The organism is Spirosoma profusum (assembly GCF_014699005.1).
Lineage (GTDB): Bacteria > Bacteroidota > Bacteroidia > Cytophagales > Spirosomataceae > Spirosoma > Spirosoma profusum.
Genome location: NZ_JACWZY010000006.1, coordinates 26,358 through 40,126 on the forward strand (window position 1 = coordinate 26,358; position 13,769 = coordinate 40,126).

The window sequence follows — 13,769 nt, forward strand, 5'->3', positions numbered from 1 at the left end:
CGTTGTAGCGTACTTATAATACCCTAAAAAATCGGCCTGTAGCGTTTATAGGCCGATTTTTTATTCTGCTACGTCTCCTTTCAATTCACCTGCCTGGTGTTATCGTCTGGGTCCAGGTCAAAAAGCAGGTAATTAGGATCGATGCCAGCCCGGTTGGGCTTTTCTGCTACGTTCACTGTAATCGTCTGACTGCCAGATTGAATGCGATGTTTTTGCAGGTGAAGTGGTTTACTGGAGTCGTTCGGAGCGAAAATGCCAATTTCTATCCAGTCATTCATTGGCAATGATTTTTCGGTGCCTGAACCGTTAACGATCACTTTCCTGGCGTCCAGTTTTAGTGTGACCTGCCATGAGTTTTTATCAAGCTGTTGCGTAGTTACCTCTTCTGTTTTGAGTTGCCAATAGGTATTTTTCTCGAAATAGTCTTTCAATAAATTATGGAGGGAGTCAGGAGTAACCGCCTTAAGCTCCTGATAAAGGTTGAGCGAAGTAGGCAAAGGCGGCTGACCAGAACCATGTTTGGCGAGCAATTGCCGGAGTGCATCATTCACGCGCTCTTTGCCGATGTATCGGGTCAGGGCATACAAGGCGAGGGGGCCTTTTCGATAACCAAGGAACGAATTGTTAGCTAGAAGCAATGGAGGAGAAGCACGTTCGCGGGGCACCTCATACGAGTCGCGCCACAAGCTGCGGAGCTTTTGCACCTGCTCATCGCCGTAGTTTTCTTCCAGTACGTTGAGCCCGGAGTAATTGGCCAGTGTCTCAGCCAATAAAATCTCTCCCTGAACAGGCGCAGGGGTGAGTTGAGCCGCTCCCCACCATTGATGCGATACCTCATGCGCCATCCCGAAATAAACAATATCAAGCGCGTTGGGGTGAGCCTTGAAATTCGATAAGGTGAAATTTTCGCCATAATCGATGGTAGTTGGCTCCGCGTTTAGGGCGCCAGCACCGGAACGTTCAACAATGGTGAGATGATTGTATGGATATGGTCCAAACTTCGTCGTGTAGTACTTAAGCGAAGCCAGTATGCTACGTTCGACGCGGTCAATATTCTCTGTATGAGACGAATGATGGTAAATTTTAATAGCTATACCCCGCTTCGGACTTGCTGAAGAATCAACCCAGGTACGTTCACGCACTACGTAGTCGGCCGAAAAAAAGGAGTACGTGTTTCGGGTGGGAGCACTGGTTGCGTACTGGAAATAGTTACGCCCATCTTTCGTCCATTTTTTTAGAAGCGCCCCCGGTGCAACCGCTGTTTGATCCTGCTCTGTACCTATAATGGCCTCGAAATTAACTAGTTCCTGACCATCTAAAATCGCTTTGGATGCTGTATTAAAGGGCGACGGAATGATACGTGGTGAAAGACCGTATTTTTTCCGTTGGATCATAGGTCTGAGTTCGAGGCTTGGCTGGTAGCCAATTTCCGGCATCCAATCATGATTGACGAAATACGTACCATTTGGAATGACAGACGTAGCAACGCCTTTATTGCGGAAGCCTTTTGCATGATAATGCACCTCAAAATTGAGCTGTAATGAATCGCCCGGCTGGAGCGGTTTTGCCAGCTTATAGATGTGGTAGCTAAGTTCATTGTCTGCCAAAACACGACTGGTCGGTCGATCAAACGTTACTGCTCCTGTTTCGACTCCCAATTTGGTAGTCAGATGGATAGAGTCGATTGATACGTTACTGTGGTTAACCAGTTTGTAGGTGCTACGTAGGTCGGCTTTCCGTTGCGATGGATAAAGTTCAACGGAAAGCCTGGTTTCGGTTAGGCGAGGTTGCGGGATGTCGTTGTATTTTTTGTAATTCTGCTCATAATGAGCGTAGTGTTCTGCTACGTCCGATGCCGCGTTGTAGTTGTTTACTACGTTGGTATTATAAAAAATGTAAGCACCCGATAGCAACGTAACGCCTGTGGCTACTCCCGTTGTGATTGCCGTTTGCCGGGTAAAACGATGACATAGTAGCCCAACTCGCCTACCGAACCCTTCCAACATGCTACGTACCCAGAGCAGCCTTGCGACTACGGCCAACAGCAGCGCCCAACCCGCCCAATATAGCTTGAACCACAGCCAGGGCACTACGTTAGGCGCAAAGCCGCGCATATCCGTATAAGACCAGCCCGGATCACCAGCGTAGATAAACAGATTATGTTCGATGCCAATTCTGGACGCGAAAGCTATTGACACATAAACAATTAGCACAACCAGATGACCCAGGTATTTTTGATTGACCACTACGTGCACGGCCAGCGCCAGCAAGGCAAAAAGGAGATAGTCTGTTAATTGAAAACCGAAGAGCGCTTTCAGGTATACGTCGAACTCGAAATGAGTATACCCTTCGTATAACTGAGTGAACATCCCGGCCATCAGTAAAAAAAACAGCCAGATCAGAATGATCAGGCCAAGCCCCAAAAATTTACCCAGAAAATGCGCCCATTCCGATACCGGGAACGTATCAGAAATCCGGTTCACCCTGGCTTCTCGTGCACGCCATACCAACTCCCCGGCATAAAAGACGATGAGCATTGGGATGATGGTTAATGCATTTCCGACATCGCTGAGCGAGGCTGTTAACACGCTGAGCATATTCGCCGTTGTGGGAATCTGAGGAACTCCCAATAGTCTAAGATTTCCCTGCGCGAATAAAACCCGTTGCAGCGCAAAGAATGCCATAACTGTGAGCCCGAACCTGCTTTTCGCGATCATGCGGAAAGACGATCCTGCGATGGTACGTATCTGAGCTACATAGGTTGCACAACCGAAGTCGAGATTAATCTGCGGAACTGTAATCGTTGTTCGCCCGGCAAGTCCGGGTTCTGAAATTGCCGTTTTGTGGGTACGGCGTCTGCGTTTGATACGGCTCCAAAAAGTGCTTTCGACGGGATGACTGAATCGAAACCGGGAATAAGTATAGACAAGCAATCCCAGCGCAACCCCAAACCACAAAAGGCGATTCCAGAGAAATAGACCTTCTAACCCAAGCAGTCGGGTATTTTTCTCAACGGGCAACAACGATTCTATATCAGGTATGAGGTTGATTCCGGATAAATCAATCAGCCGCCACAAATCCCTATTTCCAGACGATTCGGCCACCGATAGCCCGATGATGTGGGAGATAATGGGAAAAACGAGGATACTACCGATGTAAGCACCGATAGCTCTACGTTCCTGAACCGCTACCGAAAACTGACAGGCAGTCACGACAAACGTATTCGTAAAGGCCAGGTAAAAGAAGGTAGTCAGATAGGCTTCTGGTTGAAATGGTCCAAGTGTTCCTTGCTGAATACCAAGTACATAAATGGATACTAAAAAAAAGACCGGAATGGTCAACTGGATCAGCGTATTGAGTACGAAAGCAGCTATGAACCTTCCGCCCAGGTAGTCAAGTTTGCTGATCGGTGCCGCGTACATAAGCGGATGAAGCCCCGTCTGAAAATCCCGTGAAGCTGAATTTCCGGCAATGGCCCCCGCCGACAGTAGCCATACTAATCCGGCAAAAACTGTTCCCGAGACGATAAAGAACGTAGCGTTTACGTTCGCGCCATAATCAGCAGGGTTGACAATTTTCGTTAGCAGCAGAACAAACAAAGGAGGAATCGCTACATAGATCCAGGTCGAAAAATGACGTAGCTGGTAGCGGAGTTCGAATTGAAAAATCTCGCGGAATTTCATGGCTGTACGTCTTTAGCCTGTCCGCTACGGCTATAGTGCCCAGACATGGCACTGAAATAAACGTCTTCCAGATCTGGAATAGCTGTTTCGAATCGGTCGCCTGGCGACGTATTGCTATACACATGTACGAGCGTACGCCCCGATAAAAGTTTTGTGGAGATGACCGCGTGTTGTTGCTCCAACTGCGGAAGTTCATCTTTCGCAATCATGCAGCGCCAGATTTTACCCCGAAGCTCATCCACAGCACGTAATGGTTCGGTTTCAAGCAGAATCTCGCCTTTGTTGATAATTGCCATTTTTGTACACAGCTCACTGACATCTTCGACAATGTGCGTGGAAAGGAGCACTACGCTGTTTTCGCCCAACTCACTGAGCAAATTCAGGAAACGAACCCGCTCGGCCGGGTCAAGTCCCGCTGTCGGTTCATCAACGATCAATAATCTGGGATTTCCCAGCAGTGCAACGGCCACACCAAAGCGTTGCCGCATGCCGCCCGAAAAACCACCGAGCTTTTGGTGACGAACATCCCACAGGTTCGTCTTACGGAGCAATGCTTCCACAACCTCCCGGCGTGACTTACGTTCGGAGAAACCCTTGAGCACCGCAAAATGATCGAGCAGTTCTTCCGCCTTTGCTTTGGGATAGATCCCAAACTCCTGTGGCAGGTACCCAAGTGTCTGGCGTACTTCGTCTTTCTGGTTCACTATGTCAATTTCTCCAAGAAAAACACTCCCTTCGTCGGGCTCCTGCAACGTAGCAAGGATGCGCATCAGCGTGGACTTACCAGCTCCATTCGGACCGAGCAGACCATAAAGGCCATTTGGAATAGTAAGCGTCACATTTTTCAATGCGTGAACCGCGTCAGCAGACCGACCGCTGCGATAAGTCTTGGAAATATTCGTAATGGTAAGCGCCATTGACTCGTGCATGATTTATAGTAAGATCATTGGAGAAGCAAAACTATATAAAAGTACTTTGAATTTCAAAGTGACAGAGTAAAAACTATGCAAACACAATACGAAATGTGTATAACGGACTGAAACAATAGGCCTTTACATAGGGTTATCAATTTTGTCATTAGGAAACTTAGTAAAATTTTATTTTTAGTAATGACGGGATGGATTCTGTATTATTCTGATTTTTCATTTTCAAGCCTTTATCTACCTATGGAAATTCATTACAAACTAAATCGATTGATGTTGAGTGTTGCTCTGTGGGGGCTGACGCTCACGGCCGTTCTGGCTCAGGGAGTTCGGGGACGTGTTACGGATGCTACTTCTAAAGGTGCTATACCGGGAGCAACGATTATTGCAGTGGGAACCAATTTAGGATCGACGGCTGATGCGAACGGGGATTATTCCATAAAACTCAATCCCGGCAATTATACACTTCGGGTAAGCTTTGTGGGGTATGAATCGGTGAGTGTTCCTGTTACCGTAGCCGCCGGAACTGACGTAACGGCTAATGCTGAATTGAAAGAATCAGCAGCAAGTTTGGGTGAGGTAGTGGTTATCGGCTCGCGGGCGCAAACCGCTCGTACGAACGTTCAGACGGCTGCTCCAGTGGACGTCATTTCTACTAAAGAACTGAAAGGGTTTTCTCAGGTCGACATTAGTCAGGTGCTCAACTACGTAGCGCCCTCGTTCAACTCGAACCGCCAGACCGTAACGGACGGCACCGACCACATTGACCCGGCTTCGCTACGTGGCCTGGGGCCTGATCAGGTGTTGGTGCTGGTAAACGGCAAACGGCGGCATACGACGGCACTCGTCAACATCAACGGTTCTGTGGGACGTGGGGCAGTCGGTACCGACATGAATGTAATCCCGGTGGCTGCTGTCGAACGTATCGAAGTGCTACGTGACGGGGCTGCTGCTCAATATGGTACCGATGCGATTGCCGGCGTAATTAACGTAGTGCTCAAGAAAAACTATACCGGTTTTTCGGCGTCGCTGACGGGCGGACAGAACATGACTACCATTAAGTACATGATTCCGAACAGTAACGGCGGACAGGATCAGAAAACCCAGAAAATAAACGATGGTAGCCTGATTCAGTTCGATTTTACGAAGGGTTTCCGGTTGGGGAAGGAGGGTCGTTTGTCGGTCAGTGGGCAGTATAATAACCACGATCGTACCAATCGAAGCGCCGATGATAATTCGCCAACGATTTACATGGGTACGGCGGGTGGTTTTCCGACTACGCCTACTGGTGAGGATGAAACAACATATCGTCGGAACCTGATTACGCAGGATCAGGCTATGATTCAGCAACGGGGCTACGACCGCCACAACATGATTCTGGGTAACTCCAATGCGCAGAATCTGGGCTTGTTCATTAACGGTGGGATTCCGACCAACGCAAAATCAGAGTTCTATTTTTCGGGTGGTGTTACGTACCGTACCGGAACCGGTTATGGCAACTTCCGTACGCCAAACTCGCGCAATCAGCAGCCCGTTAGAACCGATGGCTCACTATATTACCCAGACGGATTTCTGCCCGGAATTCAGTCAAAAATTAACGACGTATCGGCCATTCTGGGTTACAAAACCATGCTTGGCCAGTGGAATTTGGACGTCAGCAACGTAATAGGCCAGAATATCTTTAAATTTTCAGTAGCAAATTCGGGGAATGCATCGTTGCCAGCCAGTGATAATCAGCAGACTTTGTTCGATGCTGGTCGACTTTCGTTTCTGCAAAATACGTTCAATCTGGACTTTAGCCGTCGATTTGTTAACGCCAGCAATGCGTCGCTTAACGTAGCGTATGGGGGCGAGGTTCGGTTCGAAAACTTTATGATTAAGGCAGGCGAACCTAACTCGTATTCTGGTGATCCGAACCGGCGTCTGGCACTGGCTCCTCCACAGTCGGGAACAGTAGTAGCGGCTCCGGGAGCGCAGGTATTTCCGGGATATCAGCCGTCGGATGAAATCAATAAATCGCGTGTCAGTGAGGCCGTTTACGTTGATCTGGAAGGCGAAAAGGGAATTCTGTTGGTGGGTGCCGCCGGTCGTTTCGAGAACTACAGTGACTTCGGTTCGACGATCAACGGAAAGTTGACAGCGCGGGTACAGGTAACACCTGCTATAGCGCTACGTGGATCGGTCAGTACGGGATTCCGGGCGCCTTCGCTGCACCAGCGTTATTTCCAGAATACGAGTACGCAGTTTGTAAACGGCCTGCCATCCAATACGTTAACACTCAACAACGACAGCCCGATTGTGCGAAACGTGATTGGTGTAAATGCGCTTAAACCAGAAACTTCGGTTAACCTGGCGGCTGGGATAACGGCCCGAGCTGGACGAGGCTTTACGTTAACAATTGATGCGTATCAGATCGATATTACGGATCGCATTGTGTATTCAGGTTCGTTCACGCGGGCGCAATTGGGCTTCGGTACGAACGACTATCCGGGCGTGAACCTGGTTCGTTTCTTCGCGAACGCCATCAACACACGTACGCAGGGCCTTGATATTGTGGCCTCAGAACGGTTCAAAGCCGGAACTGGTCAGTTAACGCTGACGGCAGCAGTGAACTTCAATAAAAATACGGTGAAGGCCATCAATAGTACGCCGTTGATTGATGACCCGAAAAACAATCCGGCCGATGCCAATCCCAGCAACTGGTACCGCACGTCGCTGTTCGACCGTAATCAGATTTCGATAATTGAGGATTACCTGCCACGTAGCAAATGGAATCTGAGTGCTATGTACACTATTGGCAAGTTCGATATTTCGCTTCGAACGGTACGTTTCGGGGAAGTGAAATTCAAAACACCTACCGACCCAGATGCCAAAAAAGCCGACGGTACGTACTGGAACACGCAATTTAACCGCGATGAAACTGGTCATGCCTTTATCGATCAGACATTCAAGGCAGTCTGGATTACGGACCTGAGTGTAACGTATCGCGCTACAAAAGCCACTGGTGTTACATTAGGCGCCAACAATATTTTTGACATTTACCCCGATCAAATTTACATTGATCCACGTAATGCTCTCGGCAGCACGAACTATTCATCGGCTCGTGACAATTCGAACCGGGGTCGCTTCCTGTATCAACCCAATCAGGGTGGATTTAACGGTCGCTACGTATTTGGTCGTGTGAGTGTAAATTTCTAAGTGATACGAAGCCCGGATGTCCTCGTCCGGGCTACGTATCACTTAGAAATTTACTTAGGCGCCATGCGAATAGCACCATCCAGCCGGATAACCTCTCCATTGAGCATTGGATTTTCAATAATGCTTTTAGCGAGCAGCGCATATTCAGCCGGGCGGCCTAAACGTGACGGAAATGGTACCTGTTGGCCTAGCGATAAGCGGGCTTCTTCCGGCAAACCAGCCATCAGAGGTGTTTCGAATAAACCGGGTGCAATGGTCATGACCCGGATACCGGAACGTGACAGATCGCGGGCGATGGGTAGTGTCATACCGACAATTCCACCTTTAGACGCCGAATAAGCCGCCTGGCCAATCTGCCCGTCATAAGCCGCCACTGACGCCGTGTTGATAATTACGCCCCGTTCGCCTTCGCCGTTAGGTTCATTATGCTCCATCGCCAATGCCGCTAGCCGAATTACATTGAACGTACCGATAAGATTAATGGCAATTACTTTCTGAAAAACCGCCAGGGAATGCGCGCCGTACACCCCATCGACCTTGCCAACCGTTTTTCGGGCTTCGGCCACTCCGGCACAGTTGACATTAATGTGTAATCCACCAAAGGTTTCAATGGCGAGATTTATGGCGGCCTGTACGTCGATTTCGTCTGTTACGTTGGTTCGGTGGAAACGTACTGAATTCCCCAGTTCTTCGGCGAGGGCATTGCCACGTTCAACGTTTAAGTCAAGAATCACTACGTTCGCGCCGTTGGCCGTAAGCAGCCGCGTTGTTGCCTCACCAAGCCCGGAGGCTCCTCCGGTGACAAGGGCCGTTGCGTTTTTGAGTTGCATGTGTAAAGGTTGTTTCGGAGCCTGGTTAAATTTCTGGCAATAGTCTCAAAACGAGCGTTTTTGTCATGCTGAGGAATGAAGCATCGTAAAGATCCCGGGCGAGCTAGTTAGGAAGCGTTAAGATGCTTCGTTCCTCAGCATGACAAAAACTGCTCTTATGTATAAGTTCTAACTCAAGTCAATCAGACAATAATCTAGTTCGCCTGTTGTTTGTTTTGCGACTTGATCAACTGTTGTAATTTGAGTACGTCGATGTCCTGAACGGATTTTTGGCTATCAATGGCGAGACAGGCTGCCTGCGCTGCCGATTGTCCAAGCACCATAAACACAGGTTCCATGCGGATGGAGCCGTACGCAATATGGCTGGCCGACAGACAAACCGGCACCAACAAATTCTGGATGCTGCCCCGCTTCGGAATGAGCGCTCGATAACTGACCGGATAAGGCGGAAAACCACCAACTTGTACGTCACCTTCGTTACGTACGTGCGCTACGCCGTTTGCATCTTTCACTACCAACCGCTGACAATTGTGCGAATCCATAGTATAAGCGGCCATTCCAATTGAATCGGGTACGACAACTTTGCCTTCGCAATTGGCCTGTGTCATTACGTATTCACCCACTAATCGTCGGCCTTCGCGGATGTAAAGTTGAGGGCTAAAGTTTTTGTTATCAGTGTATTCATCTTTTGGATAACCCCATTGCAACATTTCGTCGCGCAGGTGTTTGGGCATGCGTGGGTCGTGGCCGATGAAATAAAACAGACCCTTTGTGTACTGTTCGTGCTCGCGGATGATTTCGGCCCGGCGGGCGTAGCTGGCATTGGGGTAATCATAATTAGCGCCGATCATGTCGGTTGAAAAACCTCCGCAGTTGTTGATGTCGGTTTTTCGATTGGGCATCATCACAAAATGCATCAAATTCCAGGTCAGCTCTTTGGGCATCTTTTTGGCAATCTGACGTAGCAGTAGCTCGTATTTTGTGGAATCGTAGTCTCCAGGACGCGTAATCGGAATGCGGTTGGCCGGGTTGTCGGTCAGGCACAGGCGAAAGTTATAGGCCTGAACCGTTTGGTCGGCGGTGCCGTTCGGGGCCAACGTAGCAGTACCAATTCCCCAAATCATTCCGCTTTCAGGTTTTCCGGGCATTACGTATGGATCGACGCCGTCGGGAAACTGGTGTTTATCGCGAAACTGTACACCATTCAACGGTTCGTTATATTGAGTGGCCGACTCCCGGCCAACAGTAAATTCTACGCCTGATTTGGCCATCAAATCGCCTTCATAGGAACAGTCGATGAACTGTTTGGCACGTATCACTCGGTTTGGCGCAGATTTATTAGCCGAAGCTGACTCAACCGAAATCTCTTCAATACGTTGATTTACCGTTTTAACCGACGCTAACTGATAGCTATACCAAATCGGTACGTTGGCCTCCCGAACGTACTGATTAAAAACGGCTTCTGCTACGTGTGGCTCAAATGTCCACTGCTCTGGCTTCCCGTAGTGACGTCCAATACGTTTATAAAAATTGCGCGACAGTCCTGTTATGGCTCGTTTGTTGCCAATATCGGTTGCACCTAATCCGCCCGAGGACATACCGCCCAGATGCCGACCCGGTTCGATAAGTACGACTGATTTGCCTGATTTCTTAGCCGAATAAGCCGCAATTACTCCCGCCGACGTACCGCCATAAATGCACACATCGACGGTGAGAGGCTGGCTATATAAATGGATGGGAAAACAAAGCAGAAACAGAACGTAGCAAAATCGATTCATGGCGCAGGAATGATTGATAGCAATGTCAGAAGAGACAAAAAACGCTCAATTGGGGCCTGTATCCAAAAGTTTAAAAAGTTCATCTACAAAATTGCCATGAGTTCGTTCCAGTGGCGAATGTCATAAGTAGGTTTATTATCCACGATCTGGCCTTGTGGATTATAGAATACGGTATCTAAATCAACCCGTTTGGCTCCGAGAATATCGGCCTCGTAATTATCGCCAATCATCAGGCTTTCCGATACGTTCGTTCCGCTGATTTCCATCGCGTATTGAAACACCAGTGGGTCCGGTTTTTTGGCGTTGGCTTTTTCGCTGGTAATAACGTGCGTAAAGTAATGCGTAATCTCGGAGCTAGCCATTTTAGCGGCCTGGATTTCAGCGAAACCGTTGGTAATGATGTGCATAACGTAGCGCCCATGCAGGTAATCCAGAATTTCCCGCGCTGATTCGAGCAGGTGTGCTTTGCAGGGTAACAGCTTCAGATATTCAATATTCAAATCGACCTGAATAGCCGATTCATCAACCCCCATCGCCTGAAATACTAGTGGAAATCGGTGTTTGCGAATGTAGCTGTGTTCAATGAGATTTTTGTCGTAATCGGCCCATAACCTCCGATTGACGGCAATGAAATGACGACTAAACTCATCCGCTGACTCAATACCTAGTTCATTTAATCGAAACGTATCAAACAGCTCGACAAGGCACTCGGCAGAATTCCGGTCAAAATCCCAGAGCGTATGATCCAGGTCGAAGAAAAGATGGCGGTATTTCATACTAGGGGAGTTATAGGGTTATAAAGTTGTAGAGACAAGGCATGCCTTGTCTCTACAACTTTATAACCCTATAACTCTAATAATCAAGTTTGAGACGCTCAACAGGTTGATCGTTAATTAGGTGGCTTTCAACGATTTCGTTGACGTCGGAGAGTTGGACATTGCCGTAATACGTTCCTTCGGGATAAACGACCACCGCCGGACCGAACGCACAGGCGTCGAGGCAGCCGGTACGTTGGGCGCGCATTTCTTTCAACAGACCGCGTTCGGCCAGAGCGGCTTTAAACGCATCGACCAGTTCGTTGCCATGAGCCTCGCCACATGATTTTTTGGGAGCGGCCTTTTGGTTATTGCAGATAAAAACGTGCTTTTTGTATTTCATAGATTAGTTTGAATCAGACTGCAAAGGTACGGAACCATGCCAAGCCAGTTGTTAGCTCTATTTAAAATTGACAGAATAAAGTGAGCATAGGTAAAAAATTCGTTTGCGATAGACGGTCTCGCTGTTGCGTTTATTGGTCAATATATACAGCAAACTAACCGTTCAGTAAGTTGACCGTTTACTAAAACTATTATCAATTGAGCGGCAATTCATGGATATTTATGAAGTTATCAATAGCCTCTCATGAGATTGAACTTTTACGTAATTAGCCTTATCAGTTGCCTGCTTGTTGGCGCGGAGTCGAAGGTAATAGGCCAGACAAAGACTTCTCAACAAGTTGATTCACTGGCCAGCCAGGTGAAAAAATTACAATCGGCTGGTAAAACTGGTGATACTACGTATGCCCGTACCGTAGCCGACTATGCGTATTATCTGTACGTTAGTGGAGCTAGTAAACAGGCCGATTCGATAGCTCGCCAGAGCGAGCAACTCGCACGAAATCTCAATTTTGGTCCGGGTGTCGCCAGGTCGATGGTGACGCAGGGGGGGGCGCAAATGCAACTAAATCACTCAGAAAATACCCTACGAATTTTCCAGCAGCTCATTCGGGATATTGAGCGATACAAACTTCCTAAATTAACCCTGTGCCGTACATTGGCGAATTTAGGAATGGTATATCGGCATCGGGGGCAGCTTAAAGAGGCCCTTGATGTTACGATGCAGGCGATTCAGATCGAAACCCGCTATACTATTCGGCCCCGCAGCGAAAGTCTGCGCGCCACGCTCGGGTATTTGTTCCGTCAAACAGGGGAGATCGACAAGGGGATAGCTTATGTCCGGGAAGGCATTGCCATCGCGCAGGAAAATGAAGATCTTATTCAACAGGCACCCCTGGAGGTCGATTTAGGGGCGCTATATAATGAAAAGGAGCAGTATAAGCAATCCATTGTTGCTTATGGCGATGCGCTGACCCACAGCCGACAGACCGGGTACGAGCATACGCAGGTAGATGCTCTCAATGGCCTGGCGCTCAATCACAGCGCGCTTGGTCATGCGCAACAGGCACTGGCATTTGGCAAGCAGGCGCTGGCCCTCGCCAAGCGACTCGATTATACCCATAATACAGCGAATGCTCATTACACCCTGGGCGAAGTGTACATGAAGCAGAAGCAGTACGTTGCGGCCGATGCTGAGTTACATCAGGCATTTCTGCTGGCGCAGGAAAGCGGCAGTCTGGCCAATCAGGTCTTGTTTGTGGGCGAACGGGCCGTTGTAGCCGCCCTTCGCAACGACTACCGCAACGCCTACATCTACAAGATTCAGGAACAGAAACTGCGCGATTCCGTGATGACGGATGAGCAGAAAACCCGCACCGACGAACTGGTGGCCCGGTATGAAGCCGAAAAGAAAGAAGCTAGAATCAAACTGCTGAATCAGCAGGCGCAGCTTCGGGATAAGGAACTGGCGGTGAAACGCTGGCAGACGAACGCCCTGCTGGTTGGCGGACTACTGATCGTGCTGCTGGGCGGAGCGGTGAGCGCCTGGCTGCTCAACCGTGCCCGACTGCGACGGCTGGAAGAAGCCCAAAATCTGCGCAAACAAATTGCCCACGATCTTCATGACGAGGTAGGCAGCACCCTCAGTAGTATTTCGATGCTGAGTAGCCATACCGATACGTTGCTCAGCCAGAACCGCCCGGAGTCGGCCCAGAAAATTGTACAGAAAATCTACTCCGACGCCCGCCAGATTCTGGAATCCGTCGACGAAATCATCTGGACGATTAATCCGGGAAATGATTCATTGCATCGCATCGCGCTACGTTTGCGGGAATACGCCCAGCCGCTGATGGAGTCGAAAGGGATTGACCTTCAATTCGTTGCCGACACGTCACTCGACCAAATTCCGGTATCGATGGAGGTGCGTCGTAATCTGTACCTGATTGGCAAAGAGGCTATTAATAATCTGGTCAAGTATTCACAGGCGACTCAGGCAGTTCTGCGATTTGAGCGAAAAGAGGATCGGCTGCACGTATTGATTGAAGACAACGGGCGAGGATTTGTGCAGGAAAGCTTTAGTACCCGCAATGGACAGACCAGCATGAAACAGCGGGCCGAAGCGATGGGCGGCTCGCTGGAAGTACACTCAGTGCCTGAGCAGGGTACTCGATTAGTGCTCACTACGTTACTGGCCTGATACGTA

8 protein-coding genes are annotated in these 13,769 nt (G+C 49.0%); 2 read left to right on the top strand and 6 right to left on the bottom strand.

Annotated elements, in window-relative coordinates:
* Window positions 1–80 precede the first annotated feature (80 nt).
* Window positions 81–3,683, bottom strand: coding sequence for an ABC transporter permease/M1 family aminopeptidase (locus IC229_RS09100; protein WP_190886655.1), 3,603 nt, complete (start codon window positions 3,681–3,683; stop codon window positions 81–83).
* Window positions 3,680–4,600, bottom strand: coding sequence for an ABC transporter ATP-binding protein (locus tag IC229_RS09105; protein ID WP_190886860.1), 921 nt, complete (start codon window positions 4,598–4,600; stop codon window positions 3,680–3,682). The genes IC229_RS09100 and IC229_RS09105 overlap by 4 nt, the downstream gene beginning before the upstream one ends.
* Before the next feature lie 249 nt (window positions 4,601–4,849).
* On the opposite strand from IC229_RS09105, the gene IC229_RS09110 reads away from it, so the two are divergent.
* Window positions 4,850–7,804, top strand: coding sequence for a TonB-dependent receptor (locus IC229_RS09110; RefSeq protein ID WP_190886656.1), 2,955 nt, complete (start codon window positions 4,850–4,852; stop codon window positions 7,802–7,804).
* Window positions 7,805–7,854: 50 nt separating this feature from the next.
* Here the strand turns inward: IC229_RS09110 and IC229_RS09115 are convergent, their stop codons facing one another.
* The 4 genes from IC229_RS09115 to IC229_RS09130 form a co-directional block, all read right to left on the bottom strand.
* Window positions 7,855–8,634 carry a 3-hydroxyacyl-CoA dehydrogenase gene (locus IC229_RS09115; protein WP_190886657.1) on the bottom strand — a complete coding sequence of 260 codons (780 nt, stop codon included), beginning with the start codon at window positions 8,632–8,634 and terminating at the stop codon, window positions 7,855–7,857.
* Window positions 8,635–8,828: 194 nt separating this feature from the next.
* Window positions 8,829–10,412 (bottom strand): FAD-dependent oxidoreductase, encoded by a 1,584-nt coding sequence (locus IC229_RS09120; RefSeq protein WP_190886658.1) that lies wholly within the window; start codon window positions 10,410–10,412, stop codon window positions 8,829–8,831.
* 83 nt (window positions 10,413–10,495) lie between these two features.
* A complete protein-coding gene (locus IC229_RS09125) occupies window positions 10,496–11,188 on the bottom strand; it encodes a YjjG family noncanonical pyrimidine nucleotidase (protein WP_190886659.1) in 693 nt (230 codons plus the stop codon).
* A 76-nt stretch (window positions 11,189–11,264) separates the two neighbouring features.
* Entirely contained in the window at window positions 11,265–11,570 is a 306-nt protein-coding gene (locus IC229_RS09130) for a (2Fe-2S) ferredoxin domain-containing protein (protein ID WP_190886660.1), read from the bottom strand.
* A 243-nt stretch (window positions 11,571–11,813) separates the two neighbouring features.
* On the opposite strand from IC229_RS09130, the gene IC229_RS09135 reads away from it, so the two are divergent.
* Window positions 11,814–13,763 (top strand): tetratricopeptide repeat-containing sensor histidine kinase, encoded by a 1,950-nt coding sequence (locus IC229_RS09135; protein WP_190886661.1) that lies wholly within the window; start codon window positions 11,814–11,816, stop codon window positions 13,761–13,763.
* Window positions 13,764–13,769 lie beyond the last annotated feature (6 nt).

Bases quoted from the DNA above. Each gene is read 5' to 3' on its own strand.
- IC229_RS09100 (WP_190886655.1), bottom strand. From the start codon at position 3,683: ATGAAATTCCGCGAGATTTTTCAATTCGAACTCCGCTACCAGCTACGT.
- IC229_RS09105 (WP_190886860.1), bottom strand. From the start codon at position 4,600: ATGGCGCTTACCATTACGAATATTTCCAAGACTTATCGCAGCGGTCGG.
- IC229_RS09110 (WP_190886656.1), top strand. From the start codon at position 4,850: ATGGAAATTCATTACAAACTAAATCGATTGATGTTGAGTGTTGCTCTG.
- IC229_RS09115 (WP_190886657.1), bottom strand. From the start codon at position 8,634: ATGCAACTCAAAAACGCAACGGCCCTTGTCACCGGAGGAGCCTCCGGG.
- IC229_RS09120 (WP_190886658.1), bottom strand. From the start codon at position 10,412: ATGAATCGATTTTGCTACGTTCTGTTTCTGCTTTGTTTTCCCATCCAT.
- IC229_RS09125 (WP_190886659.1), bottom strand. From the start codon at position 11,188: ATGAAATACCGCCATCTTTTCTTCGACCTGGATCATACGCTCTGGGAT.
- IC229_RS09130 (WP_190886660.1), bottom strand. From the start codon at position 11,570: ATGAAATACAAAAAGCACGTTTTTATCTGCAATAACCAAAAGGCCGCT.
- IC229_RS09135 (WP_190886661.1), top strand. From the start codon at position 11,814: ATGAGATTGAACTTTTACGTAATTAGCCTTATCAGTTGCCTGCTTGTT.